The 18396-nt window shown below is 70.4% G+C and carries 21 protein-coding genes; 13 read left to right on the forward strand and 8 right to left on the reverse strand.

Features of this window, described 5'->3' with window-relative positions:
• Positions 1–34: 34 nt before the first annotated feature.
• The 4 genes from hpxZ to MFF40_RS10015 all read right to left on the reverse strand — a co-directional run bounded on the left by hpxZ (position 35) and on the right by MFF40_RS10015 (position 2649).
• Positions 35–418: an oxalurate catabolism protein HpxZ gene (gene hpxZ, locus MFF40_RS10000; protein WP_147854880.1), complete on the reverse strand. Its 384-nt coding sequence runs from the start codon at positions 416–418 to the stop codon at positions 35–37.
• The gene (locus MFF40_RS10005; protein ID WP_147896256.1) at positions 418–1815 is read right to left on the reverse strand and encodes an AtzE family amidohydrolase; all 1398 of its coding nucleotides are present in this window, start codon (positions 1813–1815) and stop codon (positions 418–420) included. The genes hpxZ and MFF40_RS10005 overlap by 1 nt, the downstream gene beginning before the upstream one ends.
• On the reverse strand, positions 1812–2006 hold the full coding sequence (locus tag MFF40_RS10010) for a DUF4089 domain-containing protein (protein WP_147855342.1): 195 nt from the start codon (positions 2004–2006) through the stop codon (positions 1812–1814). The genes MFF40_RS10005 and MFF40_RS10010 overlap by 4 nt, the downstream gene beginning before the upstream one ends.
• A 172-nt stretch (positions 2007–2178) precedes the next feature.
• A complete protein-coding gene (locus MFF40_RS10015; RefSeq protein WP_238260284.1) occupies positions 2179–2649 on the reverse strand; it encodes an ureidoglycolate lyase in 471 nt (156 codons plus the stop codon).
• A gap of 611 nt (positions 2650–3260) precedes the next feature.
• Between MFF40_RS10015 and MFF40_RS10020 the strand changes: the two genes are divergently transcribed.
• The 3 genes from MFF40_RS10020 (at position 3261) to MFF40_RS10030 (ending at position 4654) form a co-directional block, all read left to right on the forward strand.
• On the forward strand, positions 3261–3635 hold the full coding sequence (locus MFF40_RS10020) for a DUF6481 family protein (RefSeq protein ID WP_147896254.1): 375 nt from the start codon (positions 3261–3263) through the stop codon (positions 3633–3635).
• Positions 3636–3936: 301 nt separating this feature from the next.
• A complete protein-coding gene (locus tag MFF40_RS10025; RefSeq protein ID WP_147855345.1) occupies positions 3937–4218 on the forward strand; it encodes a hypothetical protein in 282 nt (93 codons plus the stop codon).
• Positions 4219–4381: 163 nt separating this feature from the next.
• Positions 4382–4654 (forward strand): hypothetical protein, encoded by a 273-nt coding sequence (locus MFF40_RS10030; protein ID WP_238260286.1) that lies wholly within the window; start codon positions 4382–4384, stop codon positions 4652–4654.
• Positions 4655–4669: 15 nt separating this feature from the next.
• Here MFF40_RS10030 and MFF40_RS10035 read toward each other — a convergent pair whose 3' ends face one another.
• From MFF40_RS10035 to MFF40_RS10050, 4 genes are all read right to left on the reverse strand, one after another.
• Positions 4670–4876: a hypothetical protein gene (locus tag MFF40_RS10035; protein ID WP_147855347.1), complete on the reverse strand. Its 207-nt coding sequence runs from the start codon at positions 4874–4876 to the stop codon at positions 4670–4672.
• A gap of 190 nt (positions 4877–5066) precedes the next feature.
• The gene (locus MFF40_RS10040; RefSeq protein ID WP_147855348.1) at positions 5067–5732 is read right to left on the reverse strand and encodes an HAD family hydrolase; all 666 of its coding nucleotides are present in this window, start codon (positions 5730–5732) and stop codon (positions 5067–5069) included.
• A gap of 157 nt (positions 5733–5889) precedes the next feature.
• Entirely contained in the window at positions 5890–6291 is a 402-nt protein-coding gene (locus MFF40_RS10045) for a DUF2934 domain-containing protein (protein WP_238260288.1), read from the reverse strand.
• A gap of 85 nt (positions 6292–6376) precedes the next feature.
• Positions 6377–6856, reverse strand: a complete 480-nt coding sequence (locus MFF40_RS10050; RefSeq protein WP_147896250.1) for an atp-dependent helicase — start codon at positions 6854–6856, stop codon at positions 6377–6379.
• 158 nt (positions 6857–7014) lie between these two features.
• Between MFF40_RS10050 and MFF40_RS10055 the strand changes: the two genes are divergently transcribed.
• From MFF40_RS10055 to MFF40_RS10100, 10 genes are all read left to right on the forward strand, one after another.
• A complete protein-coding gene (locus MFF40_RS10055) occupies positions 7015–7581 on the forward strand; it encodes a NifU family protein (protein WP_238260290.1) in 567 nt (188 codons plus the stop codon).
• A 425-nt stretch (positions 7582–8006) separates the two neighbouring features.
• On the forward strand, positions 8007–9698 hold the full coding sequence (locus tag MFF40_RS10060) for a methyl-accepting chemotaxis protein (protein WP_238260292.1): 1692 nt from the start codon (positions 8007–8009) through the stop codon (positions 9696–9698).
• A 275-nt stretch (positions 9699–9973) separates the two neighbouring features.
• Positions 9974–10648, forward strand: a complete 675-nt coding sequence (gene tsaB / locus MFF40_RS10065) for a tRNA (adenosine(37)-N6)-threonylcarbamoyltransferase complex dimerization subunit type 1 TsaB (protein WP_238260294.1) — start codon at positions 9974–9976, stop codon at positions 10646–10648.
• On the forward strand, positions 10645–11160 hold the full coding sequence (locus MFF40_RS10070) for a GNAT family N-acetyltransferase (RefSeq protein WP_238260295.1): 516 nt from the start codon (positions 10645–10647) through the stop codon (positions 11158–11160). The genes tsaB and MFF40_RS10070 overlap by 4 nt, the downstream gene beginning before the upstream one ends.
• A 4-nt stretch (positions 11161–11164) precedes the next feature.
• Entirely contained in the window at positions 11165–12034 is an 870-nt protein-coding gene (locus MFF40_RS10075) for a lysophospholipid acyltransferase family protein (RefSeq protein WP_147898847.1), read from the forward strand.
• 204 nt (positions 12035–12238) lie between these two features.
• Positions 12239–13972: an L-lactate permease gene (locus MFF40_RS10080; protein WP_147898848.1), complete on the forward strand. Its 1734-nt coding sequence runs from the start codon at positions 12239–12241 to the stop codon at positions 13970–13972.
• Between the two features lie 208 nt (positions 13973–14180).
• Positions 14181–15518, forward strand: coding sequence for a tRNA (N6-isopentenyl adenosine(37)-C2)-methylthiotransferase MiaB (gene miaB / locus MFF40_RS10085; RefSeq protein ID WP_147898856.1), 1338 nt, complete (start codon positions 14181–14183; stop codon positions 15516–15518).
• 37 nt (positions 15519–15555) lie between these two features.
• On the forward strand, positions 15556–16662 hold the full coding sequence (locus MFF40_RS10090) for a PhoH family protein (protein WP_147898849.1): 1107 nt from the start codon (positions 15556–15558) through the stop codon (positions 16660–16662).
• Positions 16659–17144 (forward strand): rRNA maturation RNase YbeY, encoded by a 486-nt coding sequence (gene ybeY / locus MFF40_RS10095; protein WP_147856007.1) that lies wholly within the window; start codon positions 16659–16661, stop codon positions 17142–17144. Before MFF40_RS10090 ends, ybeY begins: the two co-directional genes overlap by 4 nt.
• A 36-nt stretch (positions 17145–17180) precedes the next feature.
• Entirely contained in the window at positions 17181–18323 is a 1143-nt protein-coding gene (locus MFF40_RS10100; protein ID WP_147898850.1) for a hemolysin family protein, read from the forward strand.
• The last annotated feature ends 73 nt before the right edge of the window (positions 18324–18396 follow it).

Consider the following 18396-nt stretch of genomic DNA (forward strand, 5'->3'; position numbering starts at 1 on the left):
ACTCGGTCCCGGGCCATGCACGGACCCGTCGATCCTAGGCGGTTTCGATGAGACTCACGTGGGCGGCGACCACCCGCCACCCCTCCGGAAACCGCACCCAGGTCTGGCTCTGGCGCCCGGTCCTGCCGGGGGCGTTGTCCCGGGTGAACAGGGTCATCGCCGTGGCGAAGTCGCGCCCGTAGGTCGTGATCACCGTCTCGGCGAGCACCCGCTCCAGGCCCACGGGCGAGCGCGCCCGCCGGAACGCCCGAATCGCGTCCATCCCGTAGAGGTTCTCCCCGGCCCCGTACCGGATCGTGCGAGGATCGTCCCGGAAGAGCGCTTCCAGGGTGGCGACGTCGTTGGTGGTCAGCGCCGTCTCGTAGGTCGCGAACGCGGCCTCGACCTCGGCCTTCACGGCGGGATCGTCGATGACCATCAGGCGACCTCCGCCACGGGGGCCGTGCAGATCCCGTCCCGTTCCAGCTGGCGCGCGACCCGCAGGGCCAGGTCCTCCCGCCAGGGCGCGGCGATCACCTGGACCCCGAGCGGCAGCCCGGCATCGATCCTGACCGGCACGGCCACCACGGGCAGGCCGATGAACGAGATCGGCTGCGTGAACACGCCGATATTGGCCCGGATCGGCAGGGTCACGCCGTCGAGCACGAAGTGGGTCAGGCCGCCTTTCGGTGCCCGGCACGGCGTGGCCGGAGCCAGGATCACGTCGACGCCGCCGAACAAGTCCATGACCGCGTCGCGGTACCAGCGGCGGAAGCGCTGCGCCCGCTCGACGAAGGGGGCCGGGATCATCGCCCCGGCGATCAGGCGGTCGCGCACGGCCGGGTCGAAATCCTGCGGCCGGGTGCGCAGGCGGTCGAGGTGGAGGGTGGCGCCCTCGGCCGCCGTGATCAGGTAGGCCGCCGCCCGGGCGCGCTGGGCCTCCGGGAGCTCGACCGTGCGGCTCGCCCCGAGGGCGTCCGCGACGCGGGCGACGGCCGCGAACGCCTCCGGATGCCCGTTGCGGGCGAAGTAGCCGCCGGCCACCGCGATGCGCAGGCCGCCGATGCCGTCCTCCAGGTCGGGATACGCAGGCTCGGGCGCCCGGGTCGTGGCCACCGGATCGTCCGGGTCGGGTCCCTGCATCGCGTCGTAGGCCAGGGCGAGGTCGGCGACGCTCCGGGCCATCGGCCCGAGATGGTCCAGGCTGCCCACGAACGGGAAGCTGCCGGCCCGGCTGATCCGCCCGTAGGTCGGCTTCATCCCGAAGCAGCCGCAGAACGCGGCCGGCACCCGGATCGAGCCGTTGGTGTCGGAGCCCAGCGTCAGCGGCACCAACCCCGCCGCCACGGCCGCGCCCGACCCCCCGGAGGAGCCGCCGGTCATGTGGTCGAGGGCGTGGGGATTGTGGGCGTCGCCGTCGTGGACGTTCTCGCCGGTGAAGTCGTAGGCATACTCGCCCATGTTGAGCGCGCCGACCAGGATCGCCCCGGCCGCCTCCAGGCGCCGCACCACCGCGCCGTCGCGCGCGGCCGGTGGGCGATCCCGGTTGATCTTCGAGCCGGCGCGGGTCGGCAGACCGGCGACGTCGATCAGGTTCTTCACCGCGAAGGGTACGCCGGCGAGCGGGCCGGCGGGCTCGCCGCGCGCGCGGGCGGCATCGAGTGCGTCGGCCCGGGCCAGCGCCCGCTCGGGCAGCACGTCCGTGAAGGCGCCCACGCGCCCGTCGATCCCTGCGATCCGCTCCAGGGTGGCCGCCACGGTGGCGCGGGCGGTCGTACGCCCCTGCGCGAACGCGGCGGCGATCGTCGCGGCATCGGATGGCGTCGGCGCGCTCATGCCTCGAACCGCGGCGCAGCCTCGACCTCGTCGGGGAGCGGAAAGCCCGCTACCAGGTCCGCGGCGGAGGCCAGGACGCGCAGGTTCAACGTGATCGGCAGCACCCAGGCCGGATCGATCGCCAGGCCGAGCAGCGGCGCGGCCACTGCCGCGTAGGCGTCCGGGTCGAACGGAGGGGGTGTCTCAGGCATCGCGTTCCTCACACCGGTATTCAGGATGGGCCGGCTTCCGGGCGGTGCAGGCATCGTGCCGGGTCGTTGGCCGATGCCGGATCTCTACGTGATGCACAAACACTAGGCACTTGTCGCGATTACCTGAGAGCGATTCCAGGCCATGACGAGCGATGCCTATTTGATGAGCAGTTCATCCCAGCGCGATCATAAGAGGGGCGATCGGTGCGAAGCTGCAATCCGCGTCGGTGCCGTCCTCGTGGACCAGCATGGCGAAGCGGCCCGGCTCTTCGAGCGTCATCATGTGCGCGTGCCAGGTCCCCGCGCGGTAATTGATTCCGACATGGCCCGGCACGCGGAAACCGTGGATCCGGGATTCGTCGGGGCGGCCGTCGCGATCGGGGGCCACGATGACGGCGTAGGCATCCGCCGAAAGCGGGAGGAAGGCCTGGTTGGAATGCAGGTGACGCTCAAGGCGACGCACCGGCATCAGGCCGGCCATCGGCTCACTCCGCACCAGCGCGAGGTTGGCGCGCGCCGCCCGCCGCGTGTTCTGCATCCGCCCGGCCTGGTCCTGACGGGGTGGGGTGGCGGGATCATCCAAGACCTCGCCGTAGGGGGCGAACGCCTCGGCGGTGATATCGGACAGGATCAGGGTGCGCATCACAGCTCCTCGCGTCCACGCGTCCGCCCCGGGGCACGACGCGGCCGGACGCCACCATCCACGCGGGCCGAAACGGAAGATGCGCCACCGGGAAGCCCATGGCGAGTCGCGGAAGACTCCGCCTGCGGGGGAGCGGGAGGCCCTGCCCCGCCGGTCGGCGGCAATCGTGGCGATCACCCGGTCTTGTCGGTTCAGCGGGCGCGACCTACCTGTCTTGCATTAGATCGAGCCTGCGGCTCGTCCCACCCGGCAACCGACGAAACTCCGTTCGAGATCGTTGTGTCCCATCGTCGGTTTGAGGCTTTTGGGCATCGCCCGGACAAACTTTTACAGAGTTCACCTCGATTGTCGTTTTACCGGCGCCCTCGGTACGCCGACGCGATTGCGTCCTCAGGGGAGCAGGGTTTAAGGGCTGTCCCGTTTTTTCAGACATGGCCCGACCCGAGCGCTCCCGTGTGAGCCGAGCGCTCGGGTCGGGCCATCGGCAGCGCCGATGGATCGGTGCGGTTCCGGGGCCCGGGGACGGTTCCGGAACCCGTAGTCTCAGTACGTGGCCGGTTCAGCCGGTCGTCCCCGCGACACGCGTGACGTACCCAACCGAGAAAGGTCAGATGAGCGCATTCGACTACCGGAATTTCGACGACCGCCGCCAGCATTCGCAGAGCGCCAAGGCTGCCCTGCTGGCCAAGTTCAAGGCACGCCCGCCGGCCGACGATCCTGAAGTGATCGCCAAGGCGAAGGCCCGGGCCGAGATCGCCCAGGCCCGTGAGGAGCGCGCCCGCGAGCGCGAGGCCGCCCGGATCGCCGCCGAGCGGAAGGCTGCCGAGGAGAAGCGTCTGCGCGAGGAGGCCGAACTCGCTGCGCGGCTCGCCCGCGAGGCCGCCGAACTCGCTGCCGCGCAAGAGCGCAAGTCTGCCGAACTCGAATTGAAGAAGGCCCAGCGCGACGCCCGCTACGCCGCCCGTAAGGCCAAAGCCAAGCGCTGACCCGCGTCGCCCGCGGGCCGCACCCGTAGAGCGCGCGCGAACGCCGTCCGCCCCCCAGGCGGGCGGCGTTGCCGTGTCCGGGGAAGCGCTCTGCCGGACCGCTCGCCCCCCGGGGGGCGACGCTGAGCCCGACAGCGCGCTGGTTCAACCTTCGGCCCGGTGGCGCGATCGCTCGTCCGAGCCGCGTCGGTCGAATGCCGGGCAACCTTCACGCGTCGATCCGTGTTGGAAGTCGCCGTCGTCAAGCGCATGCGCGGGATGACCGGATGCCTTTGAGCATGATGCGGATGGCGAGGAAGCGATGCGGTCTCGAACCCTGTTGGCGGCGCTGCCGCTCGTCCTCCTGGGATCGGGCCATGCCTCGGCACAGGATCCATCCACCGTCACCGCTTGCGACACGCTGATCGCCACCCGCCGGATCGATGCCGCGACCGGGCCGGCCCGCGAGGCGCCGGAGCCGGGTTGCCGCCGGATCCCACGGGCCGATATCGGCCCTGTAGAGCAACGGGCGCTGATCGGTGGCGCGCCCTACGAGTGCATGACGATCACGGGGTCCGGCCGCTGCCTGTGGGTCGTGCCCTGACGCATGGCACGCAGACCGCGCCCGGATCGCAAGCAGTGCTGTCTTACGGCGTCGCCGCCGGAACCAGCAGTCTGACGAAGCTTCACGGAAAGACGATCCGCACTATCTCGGCGGTTCTCTCCAACGAGGAACACGCTCCGGTATGTTGAGTATCCAAGCCAGGATGCGGGTCCCCGCCTGGGTTTCGGCTGCGGTTCTGACGACGATCCTCGGTGGTGCGGCGGCCAGGGCCGAGCCGCCGATTAAAAGCCCGGAAGACGCGGCCTGCCGCAACGAGGCGCGCGCGAAGGTGTTCTCGGCACCCAATCCCCAGGGCCTGGAACTGGAGGATATCGGCCGGCAGATCTACTTCGCCTGCATGGCCCGAACGACCCAGGCGGCCGTCCAACCGCCGAAGCGCACCGGCAAACGCAAGCATCGTCACAGGCGGCGCTGACGCGCCGCCGCGGGTTCAGGCGTCGAGCGGCGCGCCGATCCGCGCACGGAGTTCATGACGCAGGGCTTCGTTGCCGCCCTCCGCGTTCAGCGCCGACATCAGACGCAGCAGATGGCTGAGCGGGGTCGACCGGCAGGCGATCGCCTCGGCGATCTGCTCCGGCAGGGGCTTGGCGGCCGGCACGAAACGCGGTGCGGGGCTGGACTGGTGAGTCTGGGGCATGCGCGGGGCTCGTGCTTGGAGACGTTCCAGATGGCGGCCGGGTGGCTACGCCTTCCCGCCCCACCGCGCCAGCCCCATTCGCACTTTTACGTAGCCGGCATCACGCTCCGTCACCGCACTGCAACACAGGAAGCGGGAAACCGTGGAGAGCTGGCGCGGCCCCGACGATTTCGCTTGCTTCCGTCGCGGCTCAACCCTTCGCGAGCGGCGACGACTCGAATCCGTCGAGGAGATCCTGCGGGTCGCGATAGATCGCGATGCAGCCCGCGGCCGACAGGTCGGCCTCCGGAAAGCCTCCGCACAGCAGGCCGACGGTGCGCAGGCCGGCCTTCGAAGCCGCCTCGGCATCGTAGGGCGTGTCGCCGACCACGATCATGTCGTCCTTGCCGAGACCTTCGAGCTTCTTCACCGCGGCTTCGAAGATGTCGGGATGCGGCTTCGAGCGATCCGCGTCGTCGGAACTGGTGGCGACGTCGACGAGGTCGGCGATGCCGAGGATCTCTTGGTAGCGCTCGACTTCGGGGCCTTTGCCCGACGAGGCCAGCGCGATCTTCAGGCCGGCCTCATGCAGCCGCTCGAACAACGGCCGGACCGCCGGGAACGGCCGGACCTCCGGGAGATACTTTTTCTTGAAGAGATCCGACCGGAACCCCTCGATTTCCTTGCCCTCGCGTTCGATGCGCTCGGCCGGAAGGAATTCCGGCATCAGCTCGTCGCCACCTTTGCCGATCTGGCTGCGGACCTTGGCCTCGTCGGTCTCGACGCCGAAATGGGCGAACGCCTCGACCCAGGCGCGGGCATGCAGGTCGACGCTGTCGAGCAGGGTCCCGTCGATGTCGAAGATCACGGCGCGCATCGCGGCCTCCCGTTGCGGCGCACGGCGTACGCGTCAGGCCGGACAACGGTGCCGGGGCCGGCCTGTTCCGGAGGGCAGAAACGGCAGGAGCCCGCCCCTCGGTGAAGGGGCGGGCTCCTGAATCTGTGGTTTGAGGGCGGCGAAAGGCGCCGTCAGCTCAGTGCATCGAGGCCGGAGCGCGGGCCGGCTTGGCCTTGGCAGCGAGGCCGGCGGTCACGGCAGCCTTCGAAGCCTTGGCGGTCTTCGAGGCGACCGGCTTGGCCAGGGCGACCTTGGGCGTCACGGCCTTGGCGGCGGCCTTCGCCGGAGCCTTCGGAGCGGTGGCCTTGGCCGTGGTGGCAGTTTTAGCGGACGCGGCCTTCGGCGCGGCAACCTTGGCGGCCTGCGCCTTCACGGCGACCGGCTCGGCCGCGGGGGCCTTGCCGTCCGCCAGCATCACGCTGGCGCGCAGCTCGGCTTCGGCGCGCATCCAGTGGGCGACGGCGTGGCCGTGAACCCGGCCTTCCTTCTCCCAGATGTAATAGGCGCATTCGCGCACGTGCTGCTCGCTGATCTGCATGCGTTCGATCTCCTGTCCGTCCCGGGACCGACGATGCGAGCGTGTGGTTAAAGCGCGGTTAACCCGATTCCGGTTCTCGGCCGCCCTAGCCGGGGATGCCCAGGACCCGCCGCGCCTCGGTCAGCAGCACGGCGTGGCGGGCCGCTCCGGGGCCGTCGGTCGGCGCCTCGCGCCCGGCCCGCGCGATGATCTCCTGGAAGCGGCGCCGGTCGAGGGCGCGGCTGCCGATGCTGTCGAGGACGGCGCCCAGCACGATCCGGACGGCCTCGGTGCGCTCGTCCGCCTCGGCCACGGCGTGGGCGGAGGCTGCGTCGGCCTGGCCTTCGGCGCGCTCGGCCTCGAGGGCGCTCGATCGGGTGCGGGCGTTCTCAAGCTCGGCCGCGAGGCGCTGCGCCTCCTGCCAGGCCAGGTCGTGCTGGTGCGTGCGAAGCGCGAGCAGAACCTTGAGCGAGGCTGCATCCTCGCGCGCGGCCTCCAGCTTGGCCTGGGCCGCGCGCAGGTCGTTCAGCAACTCCTGCGCGAGCATCGCATCCCCGGTTACATCCACCGCCGGCTCCGTCAGCATCCCGTTCGCGCTTGTCCTGAAGGCGCGTCGCGCGAATGTCCACTCTTGAGGCGCCCGGGCCCGGTTGAGAAAATCCACCCGCCGGTCCACATGGGAGACGGTGCCTCACGGTGCCTGTCCCGGCCGGCCTTGAACCGGCGCAGCGGAGTTCGCCGACAATGTTCATCCAGACCGAAGCCACGCCGAACCCGGCGACCCTCAAGTTCCTCCCCGGCCGCGTCGTCCTGCCCGAATCCACCTTCGAGGCCCGGGACGCCGAGACCGCGGGCCGCTCGCCCCTCGCCTCCGCGCTGTTCGACGTTCCCGGGGTCGCGGGCGTCTATTTCGGCCACGACTTCGTCTCCGTCACCAAGGCGGAGGACGGTTTGGAATGGGCCCAGGTCAAGCCTGCCGTGCTCGGCGCGATCATGGAGCACTTCCAGTCCGGCGTCCCCGTGATGGCCGAAGGCGGCCTCGACGACCAGGACGGCGAGGAGGAGTTCTACGACGCCGCCGACCACGATACAGTGGTGACGATCAAGGACCTCCTCGAGACGCGCGTCCGCCCGGCGGTGGCCGGCGACGGCGGCGACATCACCTTCCGCGGCTACAAGGAAGGCGTCGTCTACCTGGAGATGAAGGGCGCCTGCTCGGGCTGCCCCTCCTCCACCGCCACCTTGCGCCACGGCGTGCAGAACCTGTTCCGGCACTTCCTGCCGGAGATCCGCGAGGTTCAGGCGATCTGACCTGACGCCGCCGTTCACGGCACGATCAGTGCCGGCGGCCGCGAGCCGCCGGCGTTTTTTATGGCATCCCTGGATCCGGCCGAACGCCGGGTGCCCGCTTCGAGGCTATGTCCGCAACCTCGAAGCATGGACCGCTCCGGATCCGGAGCCCCCGGCCCGTCTTGGCGCCTCGTACGCCCATCGGCAGATTGTAACGTGCTCCTTGCCGGCACGGTAAATCGTTCGATGGTAATATCGACTGCATATTTCTGAGCCGATATCCCGCATAAATTCAGTATTTATATTCCATTTTTCGCTAGATGACGTAATACTTAATCGAATACGATTTATTGAAGTGCTATAGGCGCCATGCCAGATCTCTATCGGAGATCTTGACGTAAGGTTTCGTCATGCCTCTCGTATCCCGCGGTTTTCCGGGGATTCGCATGAACCTTCTCAGCCGCACGAACATCGTCACCAAGCTGCTCGCGATCACTCTGATCATCGCGGCGATCGTCGGCGGCTGCATCTGGTTCGCGCAGTCGCGGATGACGATGATCGACGAGATCTACACGAGCCTGATCGCCCGGGAGGCGAAGGCGGTGTCCAACGTGCGGCGGACCAATCGTCTGCACAACACCATGAACTATCTCCTGTATCGGACGATCGCCGAGACCGATCCCGAGCAGATCCGCCAGGCGGGCAAGCAGTTCGAGGTCATCATCGGGCAGGCCGACAAGACGTTGTCCGATCTCGCCCAGCAGGTCCCGGCCTTCAACGACCTGATCCAGGCGCAGCGCGATCGCACCGCGCGGTTCGTGGCCGAGGCGTCGGAGGCGCGGCGCCTCGCCATCTCCGGCGAGGTCAGCGCCGCGCTGAAGCATGCCCACGACAAGAGCGAGCCGATCTTCGTGACCCTCGGGATCGAGGGGACCAAGCTCGGCGATGCGATCGAAGACTACATGCGCAAGCGCTCCCGCGACCTCACCGCCGAGACCAACGCCACACGCTGGAACCTGATCGGCTTCGGCGCCCTGGGCATGCTGGTCGGCATCCTCTGCTCCCTGCTGGTCTCGACGATCGGCATCACGCGGCCCCTCAATCGCCTGGTCGCGGTGCTGCAGCGCATGGCGAAGGGGGAGATCGAGGCGGAGATCGTGGAAGCCCGCCGGGGGGACGAGATCGGGACGGTGGGACGGGCCGTGGAGGGTATCAAGGCCATGGTCGTGCAGAAGGCCGCCGCGGAGGCGGAACTCAAGCGAAAGGCGGACGACGCCGCGGCCGCGGAGCGGCGGCGCACGATGGTCGACCTGGCCGATCACTTCGAGGAAGCGGTCGGCGGGATCGTCGGACAGGTCTCGTCCTCGGCCACGGAGCTTCAGGCCACCGCGCAGACCATGACCGCCACCGCGACCCGGACCGCCGGCCAGACCACCCATGTGGCGTCCGCGGCCGAAGAGGCCGCCGCCAACGTCAACACCGTGGCGGCGGCGGCCGAGGAACTCGGCGTCTCGATTTCCGAGATCGGCCGGCAGGTCGAAGGGTCGGCCGATCTGGCCCAGCGCGCGGTGGGCGAGGCCGACCAGACCGGTGCGCTGATGCAGGACCTGAGCGGTGCCGTCGCGCGGATCGGCGACGTGGTCGGGCTGATCGCATCGATCGCCAGCCAGACCAACCTGCTGGCGCTCAACGCCACGATCGAGGCGGCCCGGGCCGGCGAAGCGGGACGCGGCTTCGCGGTGGTCGCCGCCGAGGTGAAGGAACTGGCCGAGCAGACCGCCAAGGCCACCGACGAGATCGCGGCGCAGATCGGCCGGGTCCAGGGAGCCACCGGCCAGGCGGCCTCGGCGATCGGCTCGATCACGGGTCTGATCCGGGAGATCAGCGGCGTCGCGACGAGCATCGCAGCCGCGGTCGAGGAGCAGGGCGCGGCGACCCAGGAGATCGTCCGCAACGTCGCCCAGGCCGCCACCGGCACCGGCGCGGTCACGCACAACATCGTCGAGGTGGCGAAGGCCTCGGAGGCGACCGGCTCGGCGGCCAACCTCGTGCTGGCCTCCGCCTCGGTGCTGTCCGGGCAATCCGAGCAGTTGAACGTCGAGGTGCGGGGCTTCCTCACCGCGGTTCGCGCGGGTTGAGACCCACGCCGCGTGGCAGACCGGCGCAAGCCGGCAACACTCCCCCGTCAACGCGGTTCTCGTCGGCGACCTGCGCTGACGAGGCGGTGGTTTTGTTCTAACGCTGAAGCTTCATCCCGAAAGGTGGTCGCCGGCTTTCGGGAAACGACGATGCACACCAGAATGCTAGGACCGTAACCAGGATATCGGTATCCTGGACGTGGCCCTGGGGTGTTCGCGGCCTTCGGGGCTGAATGGGGGCGGTCGTCGGTCCGGTCCGGCATTCGGGAGTGGGCGTGCGTATCCTAGCCATCGACACAGCGCTGGACCTGTGCGCCGCCTGCGTCGCCTCGGACGATGCCGACGCGCCGCTCTCGGCCGAGTCGCTCCCGATGCTGCGCGGCCACGCGGAAGCCCTGCTGCCGCTGATCGAGCGGGTGATCGCCCGGATCGAGGGCGGATTCGAGGCGATCGACAGGATCGCCGTCACGGTCGGACCCGGCAGCTACACCGGTTTGCGGGTCGGCCTCTCGGCGGCGCGGGCGATCGGGCTCGCCACCGGCAAGCCCGTGGTCGGCGTCGGCACCCTCTCGGCCCTGCTGGCACCGCTGCTGGCGGAGTCTGTCGAGGGCATGATCGCCGCCACGGTCGACGCCCGGCACGGTGCCGTCTACGTCCAGGCCCTCGGTCCGAACGACGGGCTCGCTCCGGTCCATCTGCCCGTGGAGGTCGCCGCGGAACGGCTGGGCGCCGGCCCCGTGGTGCTCACCGGCTCCGGGGCGCCCCTGGTGGCGGCCGCCCTGGCCGCCCGCGGCGTGAGCGCGCGGGTCGCCGGGCTCGGCGCGCCCGACATCACCGCCGTGGCGTCGCTCGGTCTCGTGGCCGACCCGGCCCAGGCCCTGCCGCGGCCGCTCTACCTCCGCGGGGCCGATGCACGGCCTCAGGATCACGCGAGGATCGCGCGGCAATGACGCGTCCCATCCCGTTCTGGCCGCTCGACTGGTGGGCTGCGTGGTGGGACGCCCTCACGCCGGTGCCCTACGTCGCCCCGCTCACCGACGCCGCGCAGGCTCCGGCCCTGGCCCGGCTCCACGCCACGGCGTTCGCCCGGCCCTGGGAGGCCCACGAATTCGAGCGCATGCTGTGCGAGCGCTCGACGCAGGCGCACGCCCTGTGGCGGACCGGGACGCTTCAGGGGTTCGTCCTGTCGCGCCGCGCGGCCGACGAGGCCGAGATCCTCACCGTCGTGCTGTCGCCGACGCTGCGCGGCGGCGGCCATAGCCGCCGGCTCCTGCGCGATCACCTGTCGAGCCTGGCGCATTCCGGGGTCGCCCGGGTGCATCTGGAGGTCGACGAGGGCAACGTGCCGGCGCTCAAGCTCTATGCCCGCCACGGCTTCCGGAAGGTCGGCGAGCGCACGGGCTATTACCTCAAGGCCGACGGCAGCCGGGCGACCGCGCTGACCATGAGCGCCGACCTGTGACGGCGTGAGCCGCGTCGGCCTCACCGTGCGAGTCGCGGCCCTCGCCCTCGCCTTCCTGGCGCTGGGCCCGCCGCACTGGGTCGCGATGCGGCTGCTCGGCCGGCGCTCGACCGCGGCGCCGCTGCTGTTCCACCGCACCTTCCTGTGGCTGTTCTCCGTCCGGGTGACGCAGTCGGGGACGCCGCCGGAACCCGGCGAGGCGGCCCTGGTCCTGGCCAACCACGTGTCGTGGCTCGACATCGTGGTGATCGGGTCGCTGCGCCCGCTCTCGTTCGTGGCGAAGTCGGAGATCGCCGGCTGGCCGGTGATCAGCCTGCTCGCGGCCTTGCAGCGCACGATCTACATCGACCGGCAGCGCCGGGGCGCGACCGCCACCGTGAGCGCCACGATGGGCCACCGCCTGGCCGAGGGCGAGCTGGTCGTGCTGTTCGCCGAGGGCACCACCGGCGACGGCAACCGGCTCCTGCCGTTCCGCTCCGCGCTGGTCGGGGCGGCGCGGGCGGCGCTGCAGGCCGAGGCCGGCCGGGGACGCGTGCGCCTCCAGCCGCTGGCCATCGCCTATCCCCGACGCAACGGCTTGCCGGTGGTGCGCTCCGAACGTTCCGAGATCGCGTGGTACGGCGACATGGAGCTGGCGCCGCATCTGGCTGCCTTTGTCAACGGCGGGCCGATCGACGTCCATGTGGCCTGGGGCCAGCCGATCGTCTTCGAGGCGACGACCGATCGCAAGGCCGCGACCGCGGCCGCGGAGGCCGAGGTGCGGGCCGCGCTTCAGGGGATCGCCACCGGCCGGGGCGAGACCAGGCCCACGCTCGGGCCTCGGCCGGCCGCCCCGGGGCTCGACCTCGGCGGCCCCGAGATCGCGGCGGTGTGAGGTTTTTGGGGGCCTTACGAGACGGGTGCGATGCGGTTTCCCGTCATCGCACGCGTGGCGAAGCGGCCTGGATGGATCCGACCCGTGACCGCCATATCCCGGTAGAACCACCCTATGAATACATGATGCATATCTGTTGAGGGTCTGGTGAGCCTCTGATAGGTCGGCCGAAACCCCTGACATCGGGGTATCGGAGGACGCCCCTTGCAACCCTGGAACCAAGTCTACGATCCGTTCGGGAGCCCCTGGCTCTCGACGCTGGCCGCCTCCGTGCCGGTCATCGCCCTCCTCGCCATGATCGCCAGCGGGCGCGTGAAAGCCCACATCGCGGCGGTCATCGCCCTGGTCCTCGCCCTCTTGGTCGCCATCGTGGGCTTCGGCATGCCGGCCGGGCTCGCGTCCCGGGCCGCGATCCTCGGCATGGTCACGGGCTTCTTCCCGATCGGCTGGATCATCCTCAACGTCATCTTCCTTTACCGGCTGACGGTGGAGAAGGGCTGGTTCTCGGTGCTGCAGCAGTCGGTTGCCGGCATCACCGCCGACCGGCGGTTGCAGCTCCTCCTGGTGGCCTTCGCGTTCGGCGCCTTCTTCGAGGGCGCGGGCGGCTTCGGCACGCCGGTGGCGGTCACCGGGGCGATCCTGATCGGTTTGGGCTTCTCGCCGCTGGCGGCCTCGGGCCTGTCGCTGATCGCCAACACGGCTCCCGTCGCCTTCGGGGCGCTCGGCGCGCCGATCCAGGGCCTGGCCTCGGTCACGGGCTACCCGCCCGAGATCCTGGGCGCCATGATCGGCCGGCAACTGCCGCTGTTCTCGCTGATCGTGCCGTTCTGGCTGATCTGGGTGTTCGCGGGCTTCCGCGGCATGGTCCGGGTCTGGCCGCCGATCCTGGTCTGCGCCGGATCCTTCGCGGCCGCGCAGTTCCTGATCTCGAACTACGTCAATCCGTGGATCGTCGACATCGGCGCCTCGATCGCCTCGATGCTCGCCCTCGTGCTGTTCCTGAAGGTCTGGCAGCCGCGGGAGATCTGGACCTCCCCGGCGCTGCGCGGTCACGATCCGTCCCTGGCGCTGGCCACTCCGCGCCCGTCGCCGCTTGGCGCCGGGGTTCCCGGTACGCCCCCGGTCCACACCGGCACGCGCACGGCCTCGCAGCGCGAGATCCTGCTGGCCTGGCTGCCGTGGATCATCCTCTCGGTGGTGGTGGCGATCTGGGGCACCGGCTGGTTCAAGGGCATCGTGAACCCGCTCTTCACCTGGAAATACGAGGTGCCCGGCCTGCACAACGCGATCATGAAGGTGCCGCCGGTGGTGGCCAAGCCGGTGCCTGAGGGCGCGGTCTTCCTGTTCACCTACATGTCCTACACCGGGACCGGGGTGCTGATCGCCGCGCTCATCTCCGGCCTGATCATGCGGTTCTCGCCGGTCCGCCTCGTCACGGCCTATGTCGAGACCATCTGGGCGCTGCGGTTCTCGCTGATCACCATCGCGGCGATGCTGGCGCTGGGCGTGCTCACCCGCTACGCCGGCGTCGACGCCACGCTGGGCCTCGCCTTCGCGGGCACCGGCATCCTGTACCCGTTCTTCGGCACCCTGCTCGGCTGGCTGGGCGTCGCGCTGACCGGGTCGGACACGGCCTCGAACGTCCTGTTCGGCGGGCTGCAGCGGATCACCGCCGAGCAACTCGGCCTCTCGGGCGTGCTGATGGCGGCAGCGAACTCGTCGGGCGGCGTGATGGGCAAGATGATCGACGCCCAGTCGATCGTCGTCGCCTCCACGGCCACCGGCTATTTCGGGCAGGAAGGCAAGATCCTGCGCTTCGTGTTCTGGCACTCGATCGCGCTCGCCTGCCTGGTCGGCCTGTTCGTGATGCTCCAAGCCTACGTGCCGTTCTTCCAGCAGATGGTCATCGACGTCCCAGCCGCGGCCGCGGCCCACTGACGACGGGGCGGCGGGCAAGCCCCGCCGCCTCCCAAGGTTATCGGGGCTCCGCCCCAAACCCGCCAAAGGGCTGAGCCCTTTGGAAACCGCGCCTTGCCGTGGGGTGTCGCGACGGCCCGCGCGATCCGTGCTACAGGCTCCCGCCCGCCGGTCCGCGCAGGATCGGGGCGGGTCGATGGGCGAGCGGACGGTTTTAGGGCGGCACGCGTTGAAGAAGGCCTTCGTCAAATCCTACGGTTGCCAGATGAACGCCTACGACGCGGCCCGCATGGCCGACGTGCTGGGCGTTGAGGGATATACGCCGACCGATTCGGTGGAGGAGGCCGACGTCGTCGTCCTCAACACCTGCCACATCCGCGAGAAGGCCGCCGAGAAGGTCTATTCCGAACTCGGCCGCCTGCGCGTCCTGAAGGGCGAGCGGCAGGCCCGCGGCCTCGACACCCGCATCGTCGTCGCCGGCTGCGTCGCCCAGGCCGAGGGCGCCGAGATCCAGGCGCGCCAGCCCGCGGTGGACGTGGTGGTCGGCCCACAGAGCTACCATCGCCTGCCGGACCTCCTGGCCCGTTCCCGCGAGCGCCGGGTGGTCGACACCGAATTCCCGGTCGAGGACAAGTTCGCGCACCTGCCCCGGCGCCGCACCTCCGGGCCGACGGCCTTCCTCACCGTGCAGGAAGGCTGCGACAAGTTCTGCGCCTTCTGCGTGGTGCCCTATACCCGCGGCGCCGAGGTCTCCCGCCCCGTGGCGGCGGTGCTGGCCGAGGCCCAGAGGCTTGCCGAGGGCGGCGCCCGCGAGGTCACGCTGATCGGCCAGAACGTCAACGGCTATCACGGCCTTGGCCCGGACGGTGCCCCGGTCGGGCTCGCCGACCTTATCCGGGCCGTCGCAAAGATCCCCGGCCTCGCCCGGGTCCGCTACACCACCAGCCACCCGAACGATTTCGACGATGCGCTCGTGCGGGCCCATGCCGAGGTGCCGGCGCTGATGCCGTACCTGCACCTGCCGGTTCAGTCGGGCTCGGACCGGATCCTCGCGGCCATGAACCGCAAGCACACCGGCGACCAGTACCGGCGCCTGATCGACCGGGTGCGCGCCGCCCGGCCGGACGTCGCCTTGTCCTCGGACTTCATCGTCGGCTTCCCGGGCGAGACCGACGCCGACTTCGCCGACACCCTTCGGTTGGTGCGCGCGATCGGTTTCGAGAGCGCGTTCTCGTTCAAGTACAGCCCCCGCCCCGGCACGCCGGCCGCCGAGCGCGACGACGGCGTGCCCGAACCCGTGATGGCGGCGCGGCTCGCCGAGCTTCAGGCGCTCCTCGACGAGCAGCGCTACGCCTACCAGCGGGCGGCGGTCGGGCAGGTGTTCGACGTCCTGGTCGAGAAGGCCGGCCGGCTTCCGGGGCAGCTCGCGGGCAAGACGCCGCACCTGCTGGCTGTGCAGTTCGACGCCCCGCTCCACCATATCGGGTCGATCGTCCCGGTCCGGATCGTCCGTGCCGGGACGAACAGCCTGTTCGGGCAGCTGGCTTCCGAGGCTGTGGCGGCGTGAGGATTTAAGCGATGGGGATGGCGGTGAGGACCACAGGTTGAGCGCGTCGGACGGGTCTGGCGTGCGCGGCCCCCTGCGGGGTCGCGGGCCGGCGGCGCGGCCGGCCGAGTCGGAGGAAGCCGTGGAGGTGCCGCTGACTTTCGACGACAACCGCCTCGCGAGCCTCGTCTTCGGTCAATACGACCAGAACGTCGCCCATATCGAGCGCCGGCTCGACGTCACCGCAACGGCGCTCGGCAACCACCTCGTCATCAAGGGCTCGCCCGATGCCGCCGAGAAGGCCCGGCGGGTGTTCCTCAAGCTCTACGCCCGGGTGCGGACCGGAGGCAGCACCCTGACGCTGGGCGATGTCGACGGCGCGATCCGCGAAGCCACCGCGCAGGCGACCCTGTTCCCCGCCGAGGCGATCGCGGCCGAGGCCGACACGCCGCATTTCGAGCAGATCGCCACCCGCCGCCGCGGGGCCGTGCGGGCGCGCAACCAGGCGCAGGACCAGTACATCAAGCTCCTGCGCTCCAACGAGTTGGTCTTCGCGGAAGGCCCGGCCGGCACCGGCAAGACCTGGCTGGCGGTGGGCCACGCCGTGTCGCTGCTCGAGCAGGGCCATGCCGAGCGACTGATCCTGTCACGCCCGGCGGTGGAGGCCGGCGAGCGCCTGGGCTTCCTGCCCGGCGACATGCGCGACAAGGTCGATCCGTACCTGCGCCCGATCTACGACGCCCTCTACGACTTCATGGAGGCGCGCCACGTGGATCGCGGCCTGCAGACCGGCATCATCGAGATCGCGCCGCTGGCCTTCATGCGCGGGCGGACGCTCACCAACGCCGTGGTGCTCCTCGACGAGGCGCAGAACACCACTTCCATGCAGATGAAGATGTTCCTGACCCGCCTCGGGGAGGGCTCGCGCATGATCATCACCGGCGACCCCAGTCAGGTCGACCTGCCGCCGGGCCAGAAATCCGGCCTCGTGGAGGCGGTGAACGTGCTCGACGGCGTCGAGGGCATCGGCCGGGTGACCTTCAAGGACGTGGACGTGGTCCGCCACGACCTCGTGCGCCGGATCGTCACCGCCTACGAGCGCGCCACCCACGGCGACGGCGATGCCGACCGCAATCCCAACCCCCGGCGTCGGCCCCTGGCGTGAGCACGCCGCACGACATCGACATCGCCGTCGAGGACGACCGCTGGGAAACCGCGATTCCCGACCTCGAATCGCTCGTGATCCGCGCCGTCGAGGCGGGGCTGTCGGCCGCTCCCGAGCCGCCGGACGGGCCCGTGGAAGTCAGCGTCATGCTGACCGACGACGTCACCGTCCAGGATCTCAACCGCACATGGCGCGGCAAGGACAAGCCCACGAACGTGCTGTCCTTCCCGGCGGCCCCGCAGCCCCGGCATGCGGGCGCCGCGCTGCCGCTCGGCGACGTGGTCCTTGCCTACGAGACCCTTGTGCGCGAGAGTGCCGAGCAGTCGAAGCCGCTCCAGAATCACCTCGCGCACCTCCTCGTCCATGGCACCCTGCATTGTCTCGGTCAGGACCACGAGAACGGCGAGGCCGAGGCTGAGGCCATGGAGGCGCTCGAAGTCGCGGCCCTCGCGACCTTGGGCATTCCGGACCCCTATGCCTGAGCGGCCGATTCCCCACCGCCCCCAGATCCGAGAGACATGAGCAACGATCGAAGTCGCGGCGCGGCCCTGGCCGCGCCCAGTTCCACCGAGGGCGAATCCCAGACCCGGGAGCCCTGGTACGACCGCCTGCTCCAGGCGCTCCACCTCAAGCCGCGCGATTCGCTGCGCGAGGGCCTTGAGGAGGCGCTCGCCGAGCCCGATGCCGGCGAGAGCGGTCTCACCCCCCTCGAGCGGGTGATGCTCAAGAACGTGCTCGGCTTGCACAAGGTGCGGGTCGACGACGTGATGGTCCCCCGGGCCGACATCGTCGCGGTCTCGAACGACACCAATCTCGGCGATCTGCTCAAGCTGTTCCGCAACGCCGGCCATTCCCGCCTGCCGGTCTACGGCGAGACGCTGGACGACCCCCGCGGCATGGTTCACATCCGCGACCTCGTCGATCACATCGCCGCCAAGGCAGAGCCGACCCGCCGCAGCCCGGCTGCGGCCGCGGCGCGGCCCACCGTGCCCGCCGAGGGCGAGGTCGTGGCCGATGCGACCGTGGTCCCGCGCCCGGCCCGTCGCCCGCCGGTGCGGCTGCCCCGGGCGCTGGATCTCGGCAAGGTCGATCTCAGCACGACGCTGGCCGCCGCCCGCATTCAGCGGCCCGTTCTGTTCGTGCCGCCCTCCATGCCGGCCATCGACCTGCTGGTGCGGATGCAGGCGACGCGCACCCACATGGCCCTGGTCATCGACGAGTATGGCGGGACCGACGGGCTGATCTCCATCGAGGATCTGATCGAGGTCGTGGTCGGCGACATCGAGGACGAGCACGACGTTGCCGAGGCCAAGCAAGTCCAGCGGGTCGATGGCGAGGACGACGTGTTCGTGGCCGATGCCCGCACGCCCCTGGCCGAGGTCTCGGAGGCCACCGGGGTCGACCTCGTGGCGGCGGTCGGCGACATGGCCGAGGAGATCGACACCCTTGGCGGCATGATCGTCACCCTGGCCGGCCGGGTCCCGTCCCGCGGCGAGCTGATCGTGGGGCCGGGCGACCTCGAATTCGAGGTGCTCGACGCCGACCCCCGGCGCCTGAAGCGCCTGCGCTTCCACAAGGGTCCGGCGCGGATCAGCACCGTGGTGCCGCTCGCCCTGCCGCCACCGACCCCGACGCCGGCTCCCGAGACGCCGCATCCATGAGGGGCTTCGCGTGACGGGTGCTGCGTGGCGGTCCTGACCGCGGGGCATGCCCGGGACTCGGCCGCACCGAGCG

Origin of the sequence: Methylobacterium mesophilicum, from assembly GCF_022179445.1 — a bacterium.
In the GTDB taxonomy this organism is placed as follows: Bacteria; Pseudomonadota; Alphaproteobacteria; order Rhizobiales; family Beijerinckiaceae; genus Methylobacterium; species Methylobacterium mesophilicum.

Coding starts and splice junctions, on each gene's coding strand:
- MFF40_RS10055 (WP_238260290.1), top strand. CDS start 7,015: ATGTTCATCCAGACCGAAGCCACGCCGAACCCGGCGACCCTCAAGTTC.
- hpxZ (WP_147854880.1), bottom strand. CDS start 418: ATGGTCATCGACGATCCCGCCGTGAAGGCCGAGGTCGAGGCCGCGTTC.
- MFF40_RS10020 (WP_147896254.1), top strand. CDS start 3,261: ATGAGCGCATTCGACTACCGGAATTTCGACGACCGCCGCCAGCATTCG.
- MFF40_RS10100 (WP_147898850.1), top strand. CDS start 17,181: ATGAGCAACGATCGAAGTCGCGGCGCGGCCCTGGCCGCGCCCAGTTCC.
- MFF40_RS10010 (WP_147855342.1), bottom strand. CDS start 2,006: ATGCCTGAGACACCCCCTCCGTTCGACCCGGACGCCTACGCGGCAGTG.
- MFF40_RS10035 (WP_147855347.1), bottom strand. CDS start 4,876: ATGCCCCAGACTCACCAGTCCAGCCCCGCACCGCGTTTCGTGCCGGCC.
- MFF40_RS10030 (WP_238260286.1), top strand. CDS start 4,382: ATGCGGGTCCCCGCCTGGGTTTCGGCTGCGGTTCTGACGACGATCCTC.
- MFF40_RS10045 (WP_238260288.1), bottom strand. CDS start 6,291: ATGCAGATCAGCGAGCAGCACGTGCGCGAATGCGCCTATTACATCTGG.
- MFF40_RS10040 (WP_147855348.1), bottom strand. CDS start 5,732: ATGCGCGCCGTGATCTTCGACATCGACGGGACCCTGCTCGACAGCGTC.
- MFF40_RS10025 (WP_147855345.1), top strand. CDS start 3,937: ATGCGGTCTCGAACCCTGTTGGCGGCGCTGCCGCTCGTCCTCCTGGGA.
- MFF40_RS10050 (WP_147896250.1), bottom strand. CDS start 6,856: ATGCTGACGGAGCCGGCGGTGGATGTAACCGGGGATGCGATGCTCGCG.
- MFF40_RS10070 (WP_238260295.1), top strand. CDS start 10,645: ATGACGCGTCCCATCCCGTTCTGGCCGCTCGACTGGTGGGCTGCGTGG.
- MFF40_RS10015 (WP_238260284.1), bottom strand. CDS start 2,649: ATGCGCACCCTGATCCTGTCCGATATCACCGCCGAGGCGTTCGCCCCC.
- MFF40_RS10005 (WP_147896256.1), bottom strand. CDS start 1,815: ATGAGCGCGCCGACGCCATCCGATGCCGCGACGATCGCCGCCGCGTTC.
- MFF40_RS10060 (WP_238260292.1), top strand. CDS start 8,007: ATGAACCTTCTCAGCCGCACGAACATCGTCACCAAGCTGCTCGCGATC.